The organism is Pseudoxanthomonas sp. CF125 (genome assembly GCF_900104085.1).
Lineage (GTDB): Bacteria > Pseudomonadota > Gammaproteobacteria > Xanthomonadales > Xanthomonadaceae > Pseudoxanthomonas_A.
In genome coordinates this window covers 1,795,175-1,816,130 of the sequence record NZ_FNLD01000001.1, presented here as the reverse complement: position 1 = coordinate 1,816,130, position 20,956 = coordinate 1,795,175, and the positions used below count along the sequence as shown (strand labels likewise).

General features: G+C 64.7%; 18 protein-coding genes. 10 read left to right on the top strand and 8 right to left on the bottom strand.

Going from position 1 to position 20,956, the window contains the following annotated elements; translation table 11 throughout:
- Positions 1 to 23 precede the first annotated feature (23 nt).
- On the bottom strand, positions 24 to 1,982 hold the full coding sequence (locus tag BLR66_RS08165; RefSeq protein ID WP_093283016.1) for an acetyl-CoA hydrolase/transferase C-terminal domain-containing protein: 1,959 nt from the start codon (positions 1,980 to 1,982) through the stop codon (positions 24 to 26).
- A 109-nt stretch (positions 1,983 to 2,091) separates the two neighbouring features.
- Here BLR66_RS08165 and BLR66_RS08160 point away from each other — a divergent pair, with 109 nt between their 5' ends.
- The gene (locus BLR66_RS08160; RefSeq protein ID WP_093283012.1) at positions 2,092 to 2,487 is read left to right on the top strand and encodes a BlaI/MecI/CopY family transcriptional regulator; all 396 of its coding nucleotides are present in this window, start codon (positions 2,092 to 2,094) and stop codon (positions 2,485 to 2,487) included.
- Positions 2,477 to 4,585 (top strand): TonB family protein, encoded by a 2,109-nt coding sequence (locus BLR66_RS08155; protein ID WP_093283006.1) that lies wholly within the window; start codon positions 2,477 to 2,479, stop codon positions 4,583 to 4,585. The genes BLR66_RS08160 and BLR66_RS08155 overlap by 11 nt, the downstream gene beginning before the upstream one ends.
- Before the next feature lie 107 nt (positions 4,586 to 4,692).
- On the opposite strand, the gene BLR66_RS08150 is transcribed toward BLR66_RS08155, so the two are convergent.
- Genes BLR66_RS08150 through BLR66_RS08120 form a run of 7 tightly spaced genes read right to left on the bottom strand, consistent with a single transcriptional unit; the run spans position 4,693 to position 9,715 of the window.
- On the bottom strand, positions 4,693 to 5,310 hold the full coding sequence (locus BLR66_RS08150) for an ATP-binding cassette domain-containing protein (RefSeq protein WP_093283001.1): 618 nt from the start codon (positions 5,308 to 5,310) through the stop codon (positions 4,693 to 4,695).
- Positions 5,310 to 5,999 carry a molybdate ABC transporter permease subunit gene (gene modB / locus BLR66_RS08145; RefSeq protein WP_093282997.1) on the bottom strand — a complete coding sequence of 230 codons (690 nt, stop codon included), beginning with the start codon at positions 5,997 to 5,999 and terminating at the stop codon, positions 5,310 to 5,312. Before modB ends, BLR66_RS08150 begins: the two co-directional genes overlap by 1 nt.
- A 6-nt stretch (positions 6,000 to 6,005) precedes the next feature.
- Positions 6,006 to 6,797 (bottom strand): molybdate ABC transporter substrate-binding protein, encoded by a 792-nt coding sequence (gene modA / locus BLR66_RS08140; RefSeq protein WP_093282993.1) that lies wholly within the window; start codon positions 6,795 to 6,797, stop codon positions 6,006 to 6,008.
- A complete protein-coding gene (locus tag BLR66_RS08135) occupies positions 6,794 to 7,297 on the bottom strand; it encodes a molybdopterin-dependent oxidoreductase (protein ID WP_176943794.1) in 504 nt (167 codons plus the stop codon). Before BLR66_RS08135 ends, modA begins: the two co-directional genes overlap by 4 nt.
- A 7-nt stretch (positions 7,298 to 7,304) precedes the next feature.
- Positions 7,305 to 8,171, bottom strand: a complete 867-nt coding sequence (locus BLR66_RS08130; protein ID WP_093282987.1) for an MBL fold metallo-hydrolase — start codon at positions 8,169 to 8,171, stop codon at positions 7,305 to 7,307.
- Positions 8,172 to 8,179: 8 nt separating this feature from the next.
- Positions 8,180 to 9,022 carry a S1/P1 nuclease gene (locus BLR66_RS08125; RefSeq protein WP_093282984.1) on the bottom strand — a complete coding sequence of 281 codons (843 nt, stop codon included), beginning with the start codon at positions 9,020 to 9,022 and terminating at the stop codon, positions 8,180 to 8,182.
- A 48-nt stretch (positions 9,023 to 9,070) separates the two neighbouring features.
- Positions 9,071 to 9,715 carry an OmpW/AlkL family protein gene (locus tag BLR66_RS08120; protein WP_093282981.1) on the bottom strand — a complete coding sequence of 215 codons (645 nt, stop codon included), beginning with the start codon at positions 9,713 to 9,715 and terminating at the stop codon, positions 9,071 to 9,073.
- 189 nt (positions 9,716 to 9,904) lie between these two features.
- Here BLR66_RS08120 and gap point away from each other — a divergent pair, with 189 nt between their 5' ends.
- From gap to BLR66_RS08080, 8 genes are all read left to right on the top strand, one after another.
- Positions 9,905 to 10,909, top strand: a complete 1,005-nt coding sequence (gene gap, locus BLR66_RS08115; protein ID WP_093282978.1) for a type I glyceraldehyde-3-phosphate dehydrogenase — start codon at positions 9,905 to 9,907, stop codon at positions 10,907 to 10,909.
- Between the two features lie 180 nt (positions 10,910 to 11,089).
- Positions 11,090 to 13,804 (top strand): DUF2339 domain-containing protein, encoded by a 2,715-nt coding sequence (locus BLR66_RS08110; protein ID WP_093284572.1) that lies wholly within the window; start codon positions 11,090 to 11,092, stop codon positions 13,802 to 13,804.
- Positions 13,801 to 15,180: a DUF3999 domain-containing protein gene (locus BLR66_RS08105; protein ID WP_093282975.1), complete on the top strand. Its 1,380-nt coding sequence runs from the start codon at positions 13,801 to 13,803 to the stop codon at positions 15,178 to 15,180. The genes BLR66_RS08110 and BLR66_RS08105 overlap by 4 nt, the downstream gene beginning before the upstream one ends.
- Positions 15,181 to 15,365: 185 nt before the next feature.
- Positions 15,366 to 16,541 (top strand): phosphoglycerate kinase, encoded by a 1,176-nt coding sequence (locus tag BLR66_RS08100; protein ID WP_093282970.1) that lies wholly within the window; start codon positions 15,366 to 15,368, stop codon positions 16,539 to 16,541.
- A gap of 388 nt (positions 16,542 to 16,929) precedes the next feature.
- Entirely contained in the window at positions 16,930 to 18,396 is a 1,467-nt protein-coding gene (pyk, locus tag BLR66_RS08095; protein WP_093282967.1) for a pyruvate kinase, read from the top strand.
- Positions 18,397 to 18,581: 185 nt separating this feature from the next.
- Positions 18,582 to 19,586, top strand: a complete 1,005-nt coding sequence (locus BLR66_RS08090; protein WP_093282964.1) for a class I fructose-bisphosphate aldolase — start codon at positions 18,582 to 18,584, stop codon at positions 19,584 to 19,586.
- A gap of 266 nt (positions 19,587 to 19,852) precedes the next feature.
- Complete coding sequence (locus BLR66_RS08085; RefSeq protein WP_093282960.1) at positions 19,853 to 20,239, top strand: SMU1112c/YaeR family gloxylase I-like metalloprotein; 387 nt, start codon at positions 19,853 to 19,855, stop codon at positions 20,237 to 20,239.
- A gap of 51 nt (positions 20,240 to 20,290) precedes the next feature.
- Positions 20,291 to 20,902: a ribosomal protein L7/L12 gene (locus tag BLR66_RS08080; protein WP_218119606.1), complete on the top strand. Its 612-nt coding sequence runs from the start codon at positions 20,291 to 20,293 to the stop codon at positions 20,900 to 20,902.
- Positions 20,903 to 20,956 lie beyond the last annotated feature (54 nt).

The following is a 20,956-nucleotide window of genomic DNA, read 5'->3' as shown; positions in this document are numbered from 1 at the left end:
CGCCGAGGATTTGACGACAGGCACTAATCCGCTGGTCGGGATAGGGTTTTCGACAAGGCGTGCAAAACCAGCCTGGAGTACAGCCATTCGCCCGCACTGGCGGGTCGGTCGAGCGCCATGCGCTGCAACGCCTCTGAATCCGTATGCTTGCCGGCGAACAGCGCCCGGCAGATCGTCCTCAGCTTCCTAGGCAGCGTGTCCGTTTCGGTCTTCAACCAGCCCAGCGCCTTCACCAAACGTTGCTCCACTTCGGTGAAGTCGCTGCCCAGCGGATAGTCCGGCAGCGTGCCGTCGTTGCGGAACGGAGCCAGCGCGTCGCGCAGGCGCTGCGGCGTGTTCCGCGCCCATTCCGGTTCGGTGGAAAAATCCGCGCGCAGTTTCTTCGAGTGCTTCGCCTTCTCCAGCAAACCAGCTTGGAACTGCGCGCCGGTAATGCCAGCCATGGCGATCACGCAGTCTTCGTCGGTCTGGCCCAGCAGATCGGCGATGCCGTACTCGTTGACGTAGATGTCGCGCAGATGGCGCGGGATGGTGGTGTGGCCGTAGTTCCAGCGCACGCTGGATTCGGCCTTGCCGCCTTCGCCGCGCTGCGAACGGAACATCAGCACGCTGCGCGCGTCTTCCAGCGCATGGGCCATGGCCACGAAGTTGTACTGCCCGCCCACGCCGGACACGATGCGCCCGTCCTCCAGCCCGTCGGACACCGCATCGCCCAAGGCGGTAGCCATCATGCAGGTGTTGAAGAAGCGCGATCCGCTGCGCTGCAGGCGTTCGAGCGACTCGTGCCCGCCGTAGAGCTGGTTGATCTCGCTGATTCGGCGCATGCCGATGCTGCGGCGCTGGTCGTCGGGAAGATGGCGCAGCCAGTCGTAGAACGCGGGCGAACCCAGATAGAAGGCACCGTGCAGATATTCGCCGTCGCGTTCCAATCGCGCCTGGTCGCCGATGTTGGCGGTGCCTTGGGCGATGCGTGCCATCAGCGCCTCGTCGTCCACCACCTTGCGACGGATGACGCCGGCCTCGACCAGGCGCTTGAAGCCTTCGTTGAGCATCTCGCTGCAGCCGTACAGGCCGATGGCGAACGGGTCCATGCCGCCGCTAGCGATCACTGCCGGGTGGTGCGCCAGTTCCGGGTCCAGCGCATGCAGCACTTCGCGGTATTTTTCGTTGTCGGTATGGCGCAGCGCCAGCGCATGCGACAGCGCATCGGCCAGCGCGCCGATGCCTATCTGCAGCGTGCCGCCGTCGCGCACCAGCGTGCTGGCGTACAGGCCTATGGCGTAGTCCACGTCGCCCACCGGCTGGCGCGGCAGAGCGAACAGTTTCGGGTACGGGCCGGGCGGCGCTATCACGATGTCGAAGAAGCTTTCGTCCACCGCCGCGGTGCCGCCGATCCACGGCAGCTGCGGATCGATTTCGGCGACCATCAGCGGGCGCGGCAGGCCCAGTGCGCGGATCGCATCGATGGTGTCCTGGGTGGTGTCGTTGTTGCACGAAAGCGATAACCGCGTGCCATCGGGTTCGCGCGCGACCTTCTGCAGAATCGCGTTGGCCCCGCGTTGCGCCACGCCGGCGGCGGCCTGGGTGTAGTTGAGGCTGGTGTAGGCGCGCTGCGCCTGCGAGGACTTCAGCAGCGCGCCGGATTGCATGTAGAACTCTTCTACCTGGATGTGCGCCGGCAGGGCATCGCGTTTCATCGCTTGCGCATAGAGGAGCACGGGAAAATCGTCGCCGAAGTGCCGTTGCGCGAAGGGCGCCAGGAAGCGTCGTTCCAGATCGCTGCCGGCAGCGGGCGGGTCGAGCGACAGCGCGGTGTAGATCTGCATCGGCCGCGAGGGATCTTTCTCCGCACGCCGATACAGGGCATTGAGCAACCGATGCGGCTTGCCGATGGCAAGGGGAGCGGCGATGCGCAGGGTGCCGGGAATGCGGCGAAGGAGCAGCTCGACAGCCTCGTCGATATTGTCTAAATGGATGGTCATGGCGGACAGCTTAGGCGATCGGCATACAAACCGATAAACGGTCGTCCGGGCACTTGACAGAACTGTTGATTACAGGCGTAATCGCAACACGTTTACAGGTGTAATCAATATGCAGATCAGCGAAGCCGAGGCCATGGTGATGGATGTGTTGTGGCAAAAGCATCCGTTGGGTGCGGATGAAGTCGTTTCCGTGCTTTCGGCGCGTACCGACTGGGCCGAACCTACCATCAAGACGCTGTTGAACCGGCTGCTCAACAAGGGCGCGATACAAGCCGAGAAGGACGGCAGGCGGTTCCTCTATTCGCCGGTGCTGACCCGTGAAGCCTGGGTAGGCCAGCAAAGCGAAGGCATGCTCCAGCGATTGTTCGGCGGTCGCGTCGCGCCGCTGGTCGCGCATTTCAGCGAACGCGGCAAGCTCTCGGCCGCCGATATCGCCGAGCTCAAGCGCTTGATCGCCGAAATGGGAGAAGCGCCGCAAGGCAAAGGGGGCGGCGATGGTCGTTGACGCACTCGTTTGGCTGATCGAAGGCGCGCTCGCCGTGACCCTGGCGTTGTTTCTAGTGTTGGTGCTGCGTGTGCCGTTGCGACGGGCTTTCGGTGCGCGCATGGCGTATGCCTGCTGGCTGCTGGTGCCGCTGGCGATGTTGGCGGTAGCGCTGCCCGCACCTGCGCCAGCGCAATCGAGCGCCGTGAATGCCATAAGCGCCGCGTCGCCGACCGTGCACGTCGGTGCGATCATGCCGGTGCGGCCGGCGCTGGACGCTATCTCGCAGGATGCATCCTTACCGTGGTTGCAGGTCTTGCTGGCGATATGGACCTTGGGCGCGTTGCTGCTCGCGTCATGGTCCGCATGGCAGCAACTCCGGTTCGTGCGCGCGCTCGGCCCACTCTCGGCGCGCGGCGACGGACTGTTCGCATCCACTGAAGACGCCAGCGGTCCGCTCGTGATCGGTGTGCTACAGCCGCGGATCGTCCTGCCACCGGATTTCGACCGGCGCTATCCGCTTGAACAGGCCGCGTTGGTAGTCGAACACGAACGCGCCCATCTGGCGGCAGGCGATGTGCGTCTCAACCTGCTGGTTGTCGTCTTGCGCTGCCTGCATTGGTTCAATCCCTTGCTGCATTGGGCCGCCACGCGCTTCCGCCATGACCAGGAAATGGCCTGCGACGCCGCGGTGCTGGCACGCTTCCCCGAGTCCCGTCGCGCTTACGCCGACGCGATGCTGAAAACGCAGCTGGCCGTCCTTGGACTACCGGTCGGCTGCCACTGGCAGTCCAGCCAATCATTGAAGGAGCGCATCCTCATGTTGAAACACCCGATACCCGGCCGCGCGCGCAAGCGCGTCGGTCTTCTCGCCCTGGTCGTGGTGCTGTCCGCGGGCAGCTATGGCGCTTGGGCATTGCAGCCCGCGAGCCTGAATCAGCCGCCGGCCTACATCGGCAAAGTGCTGTGGGGAAACATGGCCGATGTCGATATCCGTAGCGACCAGAAAGCCGAGCGAATCGACGTGTCCGGAGGTTCCATGGCACAGAAAGCGGATGGCGCGCTCGGTGTTCACATGAATGGCGTCACGCCCTTGCAGGTGCAGATCGGCGATGGGCCGGGACAACTGCGTTTCGAGGCCCAATCGACCAATACGGTTTCGAAGACACCCTTGGTCGTATGGACGCTGCAGAGGGATGGACAGCGCATCGACCAAGGTCGAATAAATCTGTCGGACGTGCCGCAAGTCCTGGTGGTGGGAGGCGCTGCGCAGGGAATGACGTCTTCGGCGACGCTTACGTTCCGGATGCCGGTAGGCCAGACCCTGACGAGAGAGATTTCCCGGCCCCTGCAAGCGGATGCCTCGGGCCGCTACGTGGGTGAAGACAGCGTACTGGTCGGGGACCAGTTCAAGAGACCCGGGTCGGCGGAACTCGTATTGCATGTGTCTCCTGTCGGCGAAGTTTCGCGCGTGGAGATCGAGCATGTCTCGCCAGCGGACGCGTTCACCCAGCAGGATGCAGACGATCTGACCAGCGGCATGCGCTTCAACGCGCGCATCCAGGATGGCAAGGCGGTCGCGACCCTCGTCCGGACGAGGGTCCATTTCGCATCCAGCTCCGATGCGTTGGAGAACCCGCCCGCGTGGTTCAGGCCTGCGCAGTCCGACAAGGACATCCAGGCCATGGCCACCCCCGCGCCGGCGTATCCCGAGCTGGCGAAAGGCGCGCATGTCAGCGGCAAGGTGATGCTGCTGGTGGATGTGGCGGTAGATGGCGGCGTTTCGAACGTGGTCGTCGAGAAAGCCGAGCCGGCGGGCGTATTCGATGCGGCGGCGGTCGCCGCAGCCAAGGCCTGGAAGTTCAGTCCGGCAATGATCGACGGCAAGCCCGTGGCCGGGCGCGTGCGCGTGCCGATTACGTTCGAGGCGCCGCCGACGAAGAAAAAACCTGGGGAAACAGGTACTGGCGTGAATCCGGATGGCGTCGCTTATGACTGGATCAAGTACGACCCGGCCTTGGATAAAGACATTCGCAATATGGAATGCAAGACCCTTTGGATGGATGAAGGATCCGATGTGGCTTATTGCGGCCGTGAAAAATCCTACGCGCAGCGCTGATCCGTCTCTTTCGTGTGGGCCGGCGCTGTCATGGCAGCGCCGGAGAGTGGCGACCCGAAGCGCAAGAGCGAATGCCGATCCGGGGTTGCCGTATGGACGGCTGCGATTCAATCCAGCACGTGCACCGCATCGGTCAGCCGCTTCACCTCATCGGCGGAGTGGCTGACATAAACGATAGGCAAGGCGGTTTCGTCGCGCACGCGCTGCAGATAAGGGATCAACTCCTCGCGGCGCGCCTGGTCCAGCATCGACAGAGGTTCGTCCAGCAGCAACAGCGCCGGTTGCGAGAGCAGGGCGCGGCCCAGCGCGATCCGCTGGCTTTCGCCGCCGGAAAGATTGGCGATACGGCGATCCAGCAACGGTTCGATTCCAAGCAGTGCCACGACCGCATCGAAACCGAACGCATTACCGGTCTCGCTCTGATGGCGTCCGTACTGCAGATTGCGTCGTACGTCGAGGTGCGGAAACAAGCGGGTGTCCTGGAACATATAGCCAACGCGGCGGCGATGCGGAGCGACGTCGACGCCGCGTGCGCTGTCGAACAGGCGCCGGCCATCGACTTCGATATGTCCGGACATCGGCTTCACCAGTCCCGCAATCGCATGCAGCACGCTGGTCTTGCCGGCACCGGAATGGCCGCTGAGCGCGATTACGCGGGCGGAATCCTCGATGCGCACGTGCCGCTCGAACGAACCCCGGCGAAGTTTCAGATCCAGCGACAACATCAATGCACCTCGTCTTCGCGCTGGCGACGGGTCAGCCATTCCGACAGCAGCAGCGCCAGCAGCGAGATGCCTACCGCCACCATCGCCAGGCGCCAGATTCCGGACTCGCCGCCGGGAACCTGCAACAGCCCGTAAATCGCCGACGAAAGCGTCTGCGTCTCGCCCGGGATGTTGGAAACGAAGGTGATGGTGGCGCCGAATTCCCCCAGCGCCTTGGCGAAGGCCAGTACCGCGCCGGCGACGATGCCCGGCCAGGCCAGCGGCAAAGTGATCGTGCGGAAAACGCGCCAGGGGCTGGCGCCCAGGGTGGATGCCGCCTGTTCCAGGCGACGATCGGCGGCCTCGATGGAAAGCCGGATCGCGCGCACCATCAGCGGAAAGCCCATGATCGCGCTGGCCAGCGCTGCGCCGGTCCAGCGGAAAGCGAAGTCGATGCCGAAGGAAGCCAGGAACTTTCCGATCGCGCCCTGGTTGCCGAAATTCACCAGCAACACGTAGCCCACGACTACCGGCGGCAGCACCAGCGGCAAATGCACCAGCGCATCAAGCAGGGATTTTCCGGGAAAGCGCTTGCGCGCCAGCAGCCAGCCGAGTGCGATACCGAACGGCAGGCTGGTCAGCGCGGCCACGCTGGCGACCTTGAGACTAAGCGCGATCGCAGTGAGTTCGTCGGCGGTGAAGAGCGACATGTGGCCCTAGAGCACCTTGAAGCCGTGCGCGCGGAAAATCTTCGAAGCAGCGGGAGTGGACAGCCAGCGCGCGAAAGCGGCGGCGTTCGGGTGCTTGCTCGCCGCGATACGCGCGACCGGATAAACGATGGGCGCGTGCGTGTTTTCCGGGAACACCGCAATCACTCGGACCTTCGGCTCGGCCCGCGCGTCGCTTCCGTAGACCACGCCCAGCGGCGCCTCGCTGCGCGCGACCAGCATCAGCGCAGCGCGCACGCTTTCGGCCTCGGCCACGCGGGGTTCGAGCGACTTCCAGACGCCCAGTGAAGCGAAAGCCGCCTTCGCGTATTTGCCCGCAGGCACGCTGGCGGTCAAGCCGAGCGCAATGCGGCCTTTTTTGCCCAGTCGCGGAAGCAGATCGACGCCGGGCTTCAGTTCCACCGGCGTGATGTTGCCGCTGGCCGGCGCCACCAGCACCAGGGTATTGCCCAAGAGATTCCGCCGGGTCACGGGGTCGACAAGCTTGCGCTGCTGCAGATAATCCATCCATTCCAGATCGGCGGAAAGGAACACATCGGCCGGCGCCCCTTGTTCGATCTGGCGCGCCAGCGCCGAACTGGCCGCATAGGAAACGCGCACCGTCTGCCCGCTGGCCTTCTGGTACGCAGCAGCGGCTTCATCCAGCGATTCCTTGAGGCTGGCGGCGGCGAACACGGTCAACGGTTCGGCCTTCTCCGCTGCCCGCAGGCCGCCGCCGAACAGCGTCAATGCGAGCAGGCAGGTCCATGCCTTGAGAGTCAGGCCGCTCAGGCCGCTCATGGCGCTGCCACCACGGTGATCGACTGCACTTGACGCACCCAACGCCCCGGTCGCGATTCTCCTGGCGCAATCAGGCGCAAGGGGCCGCTGTCGCCGGGCAGGGGTTTGCCATCGCACTGATTCACCAGCACCACATTGTTGTTGCCCAGCGTGGGTTCCAGTTCCGCCAGCGAATAGATCACGCGATTGCCGTCACGGGCAGTCACCAGCACGTAGCTGGCCAGCGCGGGGCCGCGCAGGTGTTCTGCCGACAGCACACCGGCGCGGGTCAGCAGGACCGAAAGCCTGATGCCGGTGCAGGTCACGGTCTCGCCGTATGCGGTGACGGCTACGGCCGTGCGTGGAAGCGTAGCCAGCGTCGCTTCGTCCAACGGCACCGACAACGGTGAAGGGGAAGTAGGGTCGGAGGCGTGGCTGTGATCCTGGGCGCGCAACGATGGAACCGCGCCAAGCAGGACGAGAGCTATCGCGACTCTGCAATACGCTGGAAAAACGATCATGGCTTTCTCACAACGAATCGAGGGGAATCCGCAGGTACCGTACGCCATTGCCTTCGGGCTCCGGCAAAGCGCCGCCGCGCAGGTTGACCTGCAGCGAAGGCAGGATCAAGGCCGGCATGGCGAGTGTCGCATCGCGCGCCTTGCGCAGTGTTACGAATGCGTTTTCGTCCACGCCGTCGCGAACGTGAATGTTGCTGCGCCGTTGTTCGCCGATGGTGGTTTCGCAGGCGGCTTCGCGGCTTCCCGGCCCGTAGTCGTGACAGACGAACACCCGTGTGTCGTCCGGCAACCCGTCGTAGAGCCGGCGGATGGAGCGATACAGCGTCGCCGCATCGCCGCCCGGGAAATCGCAGCGCGCCGTGCCGGCGTCGGGCATGAACAGCGAGTCGCCGGTGAACAAGGCGTCGCCGATAAGATAAGCCAGACTGTCGCGCGTATGGCCGGGTACGGGAATCGTGCGGGCCTGCAGCGTGCCCACTTCGAAACGATCGTCGTCGCCGAAAAGCCGGTCGAATTGCGAACCATCGGTGTCCAGCGCGCCGTCCGGGTCCAGCTTGGGGGCGAAGGTCTTCTGCACCTCGCGGATGCCGGCGCCGATGGCGAGCGTGGCGGCGGGAAGTCTCTGCTTGAGCCAGTCCGCGGCCGACAGATGGTCGGCATGCGCATGGGTTTCCAGCAGCCAGCGCACGTCGTAACCGTGCTGCTGCACGATGTTTAGCAGCTTCTGCGCAGAAACGTGGGCGACGCGCGCGGATTTGGCGTCGAAGTCCAGCACCGGGTCGATGATCGCCGCCGCCCGCGTGGCCGGATCCGCCACCACGTAGCTCCAGGTGCCGGTATCGGCGTGGTGCAAGGGGTGGACAGCGGGTCGCATGGCGTGCGTCAGTCGGTCAGCGTGGCGTTGAGCAGGTCGGCAAGCCGTTTCGCCGCGATGCGCAGCTGGCGTTCGGCCAATGGCCGCTGCGCATCCAGATAGCGGCTGTCCATCTTGTGCGACTTGGGATAAAGATGCTGCGAATCGATCAGCTTGCAGGATTCGCTGGCCCAATCGGCAGGATTGGTGGATTTGCTCGGCAGCTTGGGCGGCCAGGGCAATGTGGACAGGCGGTCGGCGTACCGCGGAGTGGACAGGCCTTCCGACGCCAGAATGTAATAGTCCCAGATGGAATGCAGGTTGGTACCCATCACGCCATCGACGTAGTTCTTTTGCGCATAGGCTTCCGGCTGCAGGTCGGTGCGCAGACTGATCTGGAAGTCATTGCCGCCCTTGTCCTTGCGATTGCTGGCGTGCAGGGGCTGGTGCACGTCGCCGACGAAATGCACGAGGAACTTCAGCGCTTCCCGCCGCGCCTGCAACGGCTGCGCGCGATCGCCCAGGATGGCGCGCTGGCGTTCGATCTGGCCCGCCACGCAGTTGCCGTCGGGGCAGTCGCGCTGGGGACGATAGGCGCAGGTTCCGGCCGGGAAATTGATGTAATGCCAGCGCTCGGTCTTTTTGTAGCTTTCGGGATTGCTCTTGCGCAGCGCATCGGCCCACGAGGCCACGCCGGCAAGGCTGGGCTCCGGCTCGCCCTGCAGCAGTACGGCGACCTGGGCACTGGCTGCAGGCGTGAGGTGGCGTTGTGCGATATCGCCGACCATGCGGTGGCCGGAGTTGGACCAGGCCAGGACGTGCAGTGGGCACAGGAGAATGCAGGCGAGCAGTAGTGAGAGAATCCGGATCATGCCGGAGATTCTAACCGGCATGATCCGCGGATCATGCGATGCGCTGCCTCAGAACTTCCAGACGTAGGCCGCGCCGTACACCAGCGGGTCTATATTGGCGCTGCCCAGCTTGGCGCCATTCACCTCGACCTTTGCGTCGATATCGGCCCAGCGCACGTCCACCCGCAGCGCACCGCGGTCGCCGACCTTGAAGTCCAGGCCGGCATGCGCCGCCAGGCCCCAGGAGTCCTCCAGCTTCAGCCGGGTCCCGGCCAAAGCGCCTTTGCTTTCCTCGCTGAAGAATGCGGTGTAGTTGATGCCCGCGCCCAGAAACGGCGAGACCTTGCCGGCGCTGTTGAAGTGGTACTGAAACGACACCACAGGCGGCAGCTGTTTGGTTTCGCCGACGATGCCGACGCCGTCGATGCTGATCTCATGCTTGAAAGGCAGGGCGGCCAGCACCTCGATGCCCATGTCGTCGGCGATGAAATACTCGAGAGTGACGGTGGGCGAGATGTCGCTGTCGACCTCTACGGGCAGGCGACCCAGCCCCAGCGCCGTGCCATCGAGGGCGCCGTTGTCCGATTTCGGGTTGACCTGGTGCACGCCCACGCCAAGAGTCCAGTCGCCTCTGGACTGGGCGAAGGCAGGCGTGGCGGCCGTAGCGATGGTGGCAGCAAGGCCGGCGAGGATAAGAGGGAGGGTCTTGGGCATGTCGTTCTCTTCGTCTTGGGGAATGCATGCAGTTTTCCAATTTCTTAACGCAAGCACCTTGATCTCGATCAATCGCCGATAGCCTTGTTCGTCGCCAAGCCGGCCCTAGCTGCAGGCGGCACTTCGCTGGCTGCTAGAATGTGTACCCCGTCAATCCGCCGCAGCATGCGGCCGCAGGAGTTTCGAGCAATGACGATCAAGGTGGGCATCAACGGTTTCGGCCGCATCGGGCGCAACGTGCTGCGTTCGGCCGTGCAGAACTTCGGCAGCGACATCCAGATCGTGGCCATCAACGACCTGCTGGAGCCGGATTACCTGGCCTACATGCTGAAGTACGACTCGGTGCACGGGCGTTTCGATGGCGAAGTCTCGGTCGATGGCGATCACCTGGTGATCAACGGCAACCGCATCCGCCTGACCCAGGAGCGCGACCCGGCCAACTTGAAATGGGATGCCGTCGGCGCCGAAGTGGTGATCGAATCCACCGGTCTGTTCCTCGACAAGGCCACCGCGCAGAAGCACCTGGACGCGGGCGCGAAGAAAGTCATCCTGTCGGCGCCGTCGAAGGACGACACGCCGATGTTCGTGTTCGGCGTCAACGACAAGAAGTACGCCGGCGAAGCGATCATCAGCAACGCCAGCTGCACCACCAACTGCCTGGCGCCCCTGGCCAAGGTCATCCACGACAAGTGGGGCATCAGGCGCGGCCTGATGACCACGGTGCATGCGGCTACCGCCACGCAGAAGACCGTGGACGGCCCCAGCAACAAGGACTGGCGCGGCGGACGCGGCATCCTTGAGAACATCATTCCCTCCAGCACCGGCGCGGCCAAGGCGGTGGGCGTGGTGATCCCGGAATTGAACAAGAAGCTGACCGGCATGAGTTTCCGCGTGCCGACCAGCGACGTGTCGGTGGTGGATTTGACCGCCGAACTCGAGAAGCCCGCTACCTACGAAGAAATCAAGGCAGAGATGAAGGCGCAGAGCGAAGGCGCGCTGAAGGGGATACTGGGCTACACCGAAGACAAGGTGGTGGCCACCGATTTCCGTGGCGATACCCGCACCTCCATCTTCGACGCCGATGCCGGCATCGCCCTGGACAGTACCTTCGTCAAGCTGGTCAGCTGGTACGACAACGAATGGGGTTACTCCAACAAGTGCCTGGAGATGGTGCGGGTGGTCGCGGGCAAGTAAGCCGCGACACGGCCAACGGAATGTTTACAGGAGCGCCCAAGTGGCGCTCCTGTCGTTTGGGTACAGCAATCCGCTACCGTGGGTCCAGCCGCACGGCACCTGGGGGAGCCATGTTGCAAATACGCCGGCTTTGACTGAGGCTCCGCAAGCACACGCATAGGGGAAGTACGCATGGATGATCTGGCGGGCATACTGATTCTGCTTGGTCTGGTGGTATTGGCCGTACCGATCCTGCTGATCATGGCGCTGGTTTCCATCAGCGGCCTGAAGCGGCGCGTCGGCGAACTGGAAGAAGCGGTCTACCGCCAGCAACCAGGCATCGCGCCAGCGCCGTCCCGTCCCGAGTCCGCCTATCGTCCCCCTTACGCGCCAACGACGGACGAAGAGGCCTTCGTACCTCCAGAGACCGAGCGCGAGCCCACGCTTGCCGAACTGACCCGCGCGCCGACCGTGCAGGAACCGGTCGCTCCCATCAAGCAGGCGCAAGTGCCCGATCCCACGGCCACGCCATTGCCGCCGCCGTTGCCGCCGGCGCCTCCCACCGCTCCGCGCCGCGCGGTACCGCCACCACCCTCCACGCCGGACGTGTTCACTGTCGCTGCGCGCGCCATCAAACGCTGGTTCACCGTGGGCAACGTGCCGGTGAAGATCGGCATGCTGGTGCTGCTGGCCGGCGTGGCCGCGCTGCTGAAATACGCCAGCGACCAGGGCTGGCTGACCGTGCCGATCGAATTGCGGCTCGCCGGCATTTCCGCTGCCGCGCTCGCGGGCCTGGTGTTCGGCTGGCGCCAGCGCGAGAGCAAACGCTCGTTCGCGTTGGCGGTGCAGGGCGGGGCCATTGGCGTGTTGCTGCTGACCGTGTTCGCGGCGTTCAAGATGTACGGCTTGATCGAGGCCACTCCGGCCTTCGGACTCAGCGTGGTGCTGATCGCCGGCGTCGGCGTGCTGGCCGTGGCGCAGAACTCGAAGACGCTGGCGGTGCTCGGCATCCTGGCCGGCTTCATGGCGCCGATCTGGTTGTCCACGGGCAGCGGCAACCATGTCGCCCTGTTCTCCTACTACGCGGTATTGAACGCGGCGATCCTTGCCATCGCCTGGTGGCGCCCGTGGCGCGTGCTCAACCTGCTGGGCTTCGTCTTCACCTTCGGCATAGGCACGGTCTGGGGCGTGCTGCAGTACAACGCCAACAAGCTCGCCAGCACCGAACCCTTCCTGCTGCTGTTCTTCGCCTTCTACCTGATCATTCCGATCCTGTACGCGCGCAAGCAGCCGGCCAGCCGCGGCGACTTCATCGACGGCTGCCTGGTGTTCGGCACGCCGCTGATCGTTTTCTCGCTGCAGGCGGCGCTGCTGATGCCCACCGATCAAAGCCCGCGCATGCCGCTGGCCTGGTGCGCACTGGGACTGGGTGCGCTGTACGCGGTGCTGGCGCGGTTGTTCATCCGTCGCGAGCGTTACGCCGCGTTGGGTGCTTCGTACGCGCTACTCGCCGTCGGCTTCGCTACGCTCGCCGTTCCCCTGGCGTTGTCGGCACGCGCAACGGCGTCGGTGTTCGCACTGGAAGGCGCCGCGCTGGCCTGGTTGGGCCTGCGCCAGCAACGCTGGCTGCCGCAGCTCACCGGCGCGGGATTGCAGTTGGCCGCCGCTGCCGCGCTTTTCATCGGTGCGTCGGGGTACTGGCCGAACGAACAGGCCATCGCCAATCCGACCTTCATGGGCGCGCTGCTGATCGCGTTGGCGGGTTTGGCCAGCGCATGGGCGTACCGCCGCGAAGGGAAATCGCAGGTGGCGCTGCTGTATTACCTGTGGGGGCTGTTGTGGTGGTGCGGCAATGCGGTCAACGAGATCGAAGCCTTCGTCGCTCCAGCGACGCGCGCCGACGCGTTGCTCGCCTTCGCTGCCGCGACCGGCTGGCTGGCCGCGGAGGTGCATCGCCGACGGCCTGCGGCCGCATTGGCGCTGACTACGCTGGGCGGTTTCGTCGCTGCCATTCCGTTGGCGTTGGCGCAGATGGACGCGCACGTGCAGCCGTTTGCCGGCTACGGCTTGTGGGCGTGGCTGGTGTTCGCCGTACTCGGCATCCGCAGCCTGCTGTGTCTGCGCGCCAATGCCGATCGATTCGCCAGCTGGGCGCAGTTCGCCTGGTGGCTGGTCTGGCCCACGGTGATCTCGCTGCTGTTCTCGTGGTTGGCCGACCGCTTCGAACTGGCGCAAGGCTGGCGGATCGCGCTGCTGGCCTTGCCGTGGTTGGGTGCTGTGATGCTGTCCCTGTTCCGCTGGAGCTGGCTGGCCGCACCGCAGGGCGAACGTTTCGATCCCTATCGGACCGCCTTGCAGACGGTGTATTTCTCCTCGCTGGGGCTGTGGTGGCTGATCGCCTTGTTCCAGGCGGGCGATAGCGCACCGCTGGCGTGGGTGCCGGTGTTGAATCCGATGGAGCTGGCGCAATTGGCGGTGCTGGCCCTGGCCGCGCGCTGGCTGTGGTCGGAACAGGCGCCGGATTGGCTGCAAAGGCTGCGCATCTTCAAGATGGCCAGCGCCGGTTTCCTCATGGTCACCTTCATCACCTTGCGCGCCGTGCACCATTGGGGCGGTGTGGACTGGAATGCGGGAATGCTTTCTACCAGCCTGGCTCAGACCAGCCTGACCGTGGTGTGGAGCGTGCTGGGCGTACTGGGCTGGGTGATCGGCTCGCGCCGCGGCCATCGCGGTTTGTGGTTGGCCGGCGCGGTGTTGATGGGCGTGGTGCTGGCCAAGCTGGTATTCGTCGATCGCCAGAATCTGGGCGACCTGCTCGGCATCGGTTCCTTCGTCGCCTACGGCTTGCTGTGCACGCTGGTCGGCTATTTCGCGCCAGCACCACCGCGCACCGCAACCGAGGAAGCCAACGTATGAAACGTTTCGCCCTGATCGTATCGCTTGCCCTGTTGCCGCTGGCGGCTATCGCCGGCCCGCGCGACGACTACGCGCAGCAGTGGCCGCTGACTTTGGCCGAGCAGGATGCCGGCGCCTACCGCGTGGTGCTGGACCGAACGGTCTACCGGCAGCTGCAGTCGCCCACATTGAAGGATCTGGTGGTGGTGAATGCCGATGGTTCGGAGATGGCGGCTTCTCTATTCGACGCCGAACAGCCGCTGGCCAGGCCTGCCAATAGTGTGGAGGTACCGTGGTTCCTGCTGCCTTCCGGCAATGCCTCGCAATCGCGCGATATCGCTTCGATCAGCGAGATCGCCGCCGACGGTAGTCTGCGTCGGGTAGTGATGAGCGATGCCGGGACTACGGCAGACACTTCCAGCAACGAATTCCTGGTCGATACCAGCCGCCTGCATGAACCGGTGCGGGCCTTGCGGATAGTCTGGGCCGCGGGGCAGGCGCCGTTCGATCGGCCTTACCGGGTCACCGCTTCGGACGATCTGAAAAACTGGCGCACCGTGCAGGAAGAAGGCCATCTGGTCGAACTGCAGAACAATGGCGCGCGCATTTTCGAGAACCGCATCGCATTGGACGGCGTGAAGGCGAAATACCTGCGCCTGGAGCCGTTGCGCAAAGACCAGCGAGCGCTGAACTTGACCAAGGTGACTGCCGAGTTCGCGCCGGCGCAGGTCGTACAGGACTGGCAGTGGGAGGAAATCGGCGGCAAGCGTATCGTCGACAAGGACGGCTCGGTTTCCTTCGAGTACCGGGTCGAAGGGCGCTTTCCGTTCGAGCGCGCCGACGTGGCGCTGCCGGGCAACAGTTCCAACGAGTGGATACTGAAGTCGCGCGACAGCGAGGAATCGGAATGGCAGTTCGCGGCCGCGCCGTGGATGGCTTTTCAGTTGGAAGGGGGCAAAGTTTCCAACCGCTCGCCGCCGCAAGCGTTGCAGCAGTTGAACCGCGACCACTATTGGCGGTTGATTCCCAGGAACAGCCCCAATGAAGCCGCACCGACACTGAGGCTCGGCTATCGCCCCGAAGTGCTGGTGTTCCTGGCCCAAGGCAAGACGCCTTATGCATTGCTTGCAGGCAGTGCGCGTGGGAAGCGCGCCGAGTCGCCGCTGCCGCAACTGGTCGATGCCCTGCGTGCGCAGCGCGGACAGGACTGGCAGCCGGCCAGCGCCACGCTTGGAGCCGCGCAGTCCCTCGCCGGCGCCAGCGCGTTGACGCCAGCACCGGTGGAACGCGACTGGAAAGCCTGGTTGCTGTGGGGGCTGCTGGCCGCTGGCGCGCTGATCGTCGCGGGATTCGCTTTCAGCCTGTTGAAGAAGCCGGCTGCCGGCAAGCCCGATTGAGTCGGGAGAAACGTGGGAGCGGCGTCCCGCCGCGAGCTTTTTCTTTTCGCTGGCACCAGGCCAAAAGCTCGCGGCGGGACGCCGCTCCCACGTGCTTCGGTGCGTGTGTTTGAGGAGTTGTGCGTTGCCGTGCGCCGCCGCAGCCCGGACAATGATGGCTTGACCCGCACACGGAACGCCAAGCCATGTCCATCCTCCGCATGACCGACCTCGACCTCTCCGGCAAGCGCGTGCTGATCCGCCAGGATCTCAACGTGCCGATCGAAGCCGGTCGCATCACTTCGGAACAGCGCATCACCGCTTCGCTGCCCACCTTGAAGCTGGCGTTGGAGAAAGGCGCCGCGGTCATGGTCACCTCGCATCTGGGCCGGCCCAAGGAAGGCGTGTGGAGCGAAGCCGATTCGCTGGCGCCGGTCGCTGAGCGTCTGTCGGAGCTGTTGGGCATCGACGTACCGCTGGTCAAGGACTGGGTGGAGGGCGTGGAAGTGGCCCCCGGCAACATCGTGCTGCTGGAAAACTGCCGCATGAACGTGGGCGAAGGCAAGGACGACGAGGCGCTTTCGAAGAAGTACGCAGCGTTGTGCGATGTATTCGTGATGGACGCCTTCGGCACCGCGCACCGCGCACAGGCCTCCACCCATGGCGTGATCCGTTTCGCCAAGCAGGCCGCGGGCGGCCCGCTGTTGATGGCCGAGCTGGATGCGCTGGCGTTGGCGCTGGAAAAGCCCGCGCGCCCGTTGCTGGCCATCGTCGCCGGCAGCAAGGTGTCGACCAAGCTGGAGCTGCTGTCCAACCTGGTCGGCAAGGTCGATCAGTTGATCGTGGGCGGAGGCATCGCCAATACCTTCATCGCCGCCGAAGGCCACGGCGTGGGCAAATCGCTGGTAGAGAACGATCTGCTGGAGACCGCACGCAAGATCATCGCCGACGCCAAGGCGCGCGGCGCCGACATCCCGGTGCCGACCGACGTGGTGGTCGCCCCCGAATTCAAGGCCGACGCGAAAGCCACGGTCAAGCAGGTCGCCGAAGTCGGTGCCGACGACATGATCCTGGACATCGGCCCGGACACCGCCGCGCGCTACGCCAGGATGATCGCCGATGCGGGCACCGTGGTCTGGAACGGCCCGGTGGGCGTGTTCGAATTCGATGCCTTCGGCAAGGGCACCGAAACCTTGGCCCGCGCCATTGCCGCTTCCAAGGCCTTCTCCATCGCCGGCGGCGGCGACACCTTGGCGGCGGTCGACAAATACGGCATCGCCGATGAAGTCAGCTACATCTCCACCGGTGGCGGCGCGTTCCTGGAGTTCCTGGAGGGCAAAACCTTGCCGGCGGTCGCGGCGCTGGAAGCGCGCGGCGGTTGAGCTTGCGTTTCCGGCGATGCCGCAAGCCACTGTTAAAAGCAAAGTCGCTGGGTCCCCGCCTTCGCGGGGATGACGGCTGATTCTTGATCGCGTGGCTGCTCATGCCGTAGGTCGGGGCTACGCCCCCGACGCCCGTCGAGCTTACCGGCCTGGGAATCTCTCTGTCGCCGGGATGCGCGCGCGTCGGCCACGTAGAGCCTGCCCCGTGTTCGATACGGGGGCCGACCTACATGTCGTTAATTGTAAATACCAATAAAATACCAGTTAGCGATAGCAACTCAATGATTTAAAGGTTAATTTCCCATTTTTTGCACTGCGGCAAACCAATGGCATCGTAGTGGTCCCATGGATGTGGTAGTTTCCCCGTCACTCTAGAGGGGAGACCGCTGTGACCGATCGCCAACGCCGTACCAAGATTCTCGCCACCCTGGGTCCGGCCACCGACCCGCCGGGCGTGCTGGATGAACTGTTCCGTGCCGGCGTCAACGTAGTGCGCCTCAACTTCTCGCATGGAGATCCCTCCGGCCAGGCCAAGCGTGCCGCCGCCGTACGGGCCGCGGCGCAGCGTGCCGGTGCCGAGGTCGGGATCCTGGCCGACCTGCCGGGGCCGAAGATCCGGGTGGAGAAATTCGCCGAAGGCAAAGTGAAGCTCAAGGCCGGCGACCGCTTCGACCTGGTCGCCGATCCCGATGCGCCCTTGGGCGACGTCAGCCAGGTCGGCGTGAGCTATCTGGGTTTGCCCGGCGACGTGCAGCCCGGCGATGTGCTGCTGCTGGACGACGGCCTGATGCAGTTGCGGGTGGAATCGGTGGAAGGCCAACGCATCGTCAACACCGTGTTGAACGACGGCATGCTTTCCGACCGCAAGGGCTTGAACAAGCAGGGCGGTGGACTGTCGCTGGGCGCGTTGACCGAGCGCGACAAGGAACTGATCGGCATCGTCGCCAAGATCGGCGTGGACTTCATCGCCGTGTCGTTCTGCCGCAATGCCGAAGACATGAACGAAGCGCGCCGCATCGCGCTGAGCCACGGCTGCGACGCCGCGCTGGTTTCCAAGATCGAACGCACCGAGGCCATCGAGAACCTGGCCGAGATCATCGACGCCAGCGACGTGGTGATGGTGGCGCGCGGAGACCTGGGCGTGGAGATCGGCGACGCCGAGCTGCCCGGCCTGCAGAAGAAAATCATCCGCGAATCGCTGGCGCGCAACAAAGTGGTGATCACCGCCACGCAGATGCTGCAGTCCATGGTCGAAAGCCCCATTCCCACGCGCGCCGAAGTGCTGGACGTGGCCAACTCGGTCATCGACGGCACCGACGCGGTCATGCTGTCGGCCGAAACCGCCGCTGGCGCCTATCCGATCAAGGCGGTGGAAGCGATGGCGCGCATCTGCCTGGGTGCCGAAAAGCAGTTCCAGATGGACACCGATTTCGAGAAAGCGCCGCGCAACCTGGAGCGCGCCGACCAGGCCATCGCCATGGCCACCATGTTCCTGTCCGAGCACATCGGCGTGCGCGCCATCGTGGCCATGACCGAATCCGGCGGCACCGCCCGCTATCTGTCGCGCTTCCGTTCCAATGCGCCCATCTACGCGTTCTCGCGCCACGATGGCGCGCGCCGCAGGATGGCGATGATCCGCGACGTGTTCCCCATCGCCTTCGACAGCCGCGGCCTGGCCCCGCGCGAAGCCGCGCGCGATTCGCTGCGCATCCTGCGCGACCTCAACCGGCTCACACCGGGCGACCGCGTCATCTTCACCAGCGGCGACCACATGGAACAGCACGGCGCCACCAACACCCTGCGCCTGCTGCAGATCGGTGCGGACGGCAAGGCGGAAGGATTGGGAGAACTGTAGAACTCTCGTGGGAGCGGCGTCCCGCCGCGAGCTCTTGCCTCTCAAGGCAAAAGAGCTCGCGGCGGGACGCCGCTCCCACGACGAATAGCGAGGTGAAACCGGTTGCAAGCATCCGGTGAAGAGAAGGGCGACAGCGGGCGGGCTATAATTCCGGCCCCTTTCCCAGCCGCGCCCCCAGGAACCTCATGAGCATCGAACAGCTTGCCGAAACCGCCCAGGCCATGGTCGCCGCGGGCAAGGGCATCATCGCGATCGACGAATCCACCGCCACCATCGCCAAGCGTTTCGAGAGCGTGGGCATTCCCAACACCGAGGAAAACCGCCGCGCTTACCGCGAGATGCTGTTGACCACGCCCAAACTGAGCGACCACATCTCCGGCGCCATCCTGTACGACGAGACCCTGCGCCAGTCCACCAAGGACGGCGTGCCGTTCGCCAAGTACATGGCCGCCAACGGCATCATCCCCGGCATCAAGGTCGACAAGGGCACCCACCCGCTGGCCGGCTGCCAGGGCGAAGTGGTGACCGAAGGCCTGGACGGCCTGCGCGACCGCCTCAAGGAGTACTACGCCTTGGGCGCGCGTTTCGCCAAGTGGCGCGCGGTGATCAACATCGGCGACGACATTCCCTCCGGCACCTGCATCGAGGCCAACGCGCACGCGCTGGCCCGTTACGCGGCGCTGTGCCAGGAAGCCGGTCTGGTGCCGATGGTGGAGCCGGAAGTGCTGATGGACGGCGATCACGACATCGAAACCTGCTACGAAGTGACCGAAGCCACCCTGCGTGCGCTGTTCGGTGCGTTGTACGAGCAGAACGTGATGCTGGAAGGCACCATCCTGAAGGCTTCGATGGTCGTGGCCGGCAAGGACAGCGAAGAGCAGGCCAGCATCGACGAAGTCGCCGAAGCGACCGTCATGTGCCTGAAGAGCACAGTGCCGGCGATCCTGCCGGGCATCGTGTTCCTGTCCGGCGGCCAGAGCGACGAAGACGCCACCGCGCACCTGGATGCGATGAACCGCCTGGGCAATCTGCCGTGGCCGTTGTCGTTCTCTTATGGTCGCGCCATGCAGTCGGCGGCGTTGAAGCTGTGGTCGCAGGATCTGGTCGGCAATTTCGCCAAGGCGCAGACGATCGTGCATGCGCGCGCGAAAGAAAATGGCCTGGCTGCGCTGGGTCAGTGGGAAGGCTGAGCGGGCTGCGCTTGAGCCCCTCTCCCACCGGGAGAGGGGTTGGGGTGAGGGTACGGCGGAGTAGTGCGAGCGAACGATCGATGCAGTGACGGGAGCGGAGTGCGCTTGTTGCACCCTTCCGGTTTGTTTTGCGGACTGGTGTCGACGTGCCCTCATCCGCCCCTTCGGGGCACCCCGTATCAAGTACGGGGCAGGCTCTTCTCCCGATGGGAGAAGGGTTAAAAGACGCCGGCCATGCGCCGGCGTTTCCATTGAGGAACGTAACGATGAAAATCTCAGGCGTCCACCACATCGCCATCATCGCTTCGGACTATGAGCGTTCCAAGCGCTTCTATACCGAGGTACTGGGGCTGCGCGTACTGGCCGAGGCTTATCGCGAAGCGCGCGATTCATGGAAGCTGGATCTGCGCGTTTCCGACGGCGTCCAGATCGAACTGTTCTCCTTTCCTTCGCCGCCGCCGCGCGTCTCGCGTCCGGAAGCCTGCGGCCTCAGGCATCTGGCCTTCATAGTGCCGGATATAGAGCAAGCGGCAGCCCACCTGCAGGAACATTCGATCGAGGTGGAACCGGTCCGCACCGACGAATACACCGGCAAGCGCTTCACTTTCTTCGCCGACCCGGACGGGCTGCCGGTGGAGTTGTACGAGATCTAGCCGCCGCACCGATGCGTTATGGTGTCGGCACCTTCCGACCGATGCCCGCCCATGTCCCGTGAAATGCGCATTCCTGCAGAAGCCGTGGCCGCCCTCGCGAAAGGACTGCGCATCGAGGCGATCAAGCGGGTGCGCGAGGCCAATCATGGCGTCGATCTGCGCGGAGCGATGGAAGCCGTGGATGCCTTTGCATCGGGCAAGCACCATTTCTCCGTCGATCCGCCTTTAGCTCCCGCCACCGCGTCTTTCGATGGCTTGCCGCCGGAAGCGCTGGCGGCATTGTCCCGCGGCCAGCTGATCGAAGCGATCAAGATCGTCCGTGCAGCCACCGGGCTCGGGTTGAAGGAGGCCAAGGATCTGGTGGAGCGCCATTGCGACGGGCAGACGCCTGCGCGCGATGAGGCGATGCGCGCGAAGCTGGAAGGCGTCGCCCGCAAGCACGGCATGAAACTGCCGGAAGCCGCGCTGACCGCGATGGAACGCGGCGACCTGAAAGCTGCGCTGAATCTGATTCGGCAGGCCAAGGAGTCGGCCCCACATGCAGTGGGCACGGCGCGTGGCGCGAATACGGTCAGTCGGGAAACCAACCGGTATGGCTGGCTGTGGGCTCTGGCTTTGCTGGTCGTTATCGCGGCCGGGTATTTCTGGTTCGCGCGAATGTAGGGTGGGCCTTGGCTCACCGCTTCGTTCGACGCCTTCGCAATTTGGTGGATGGCA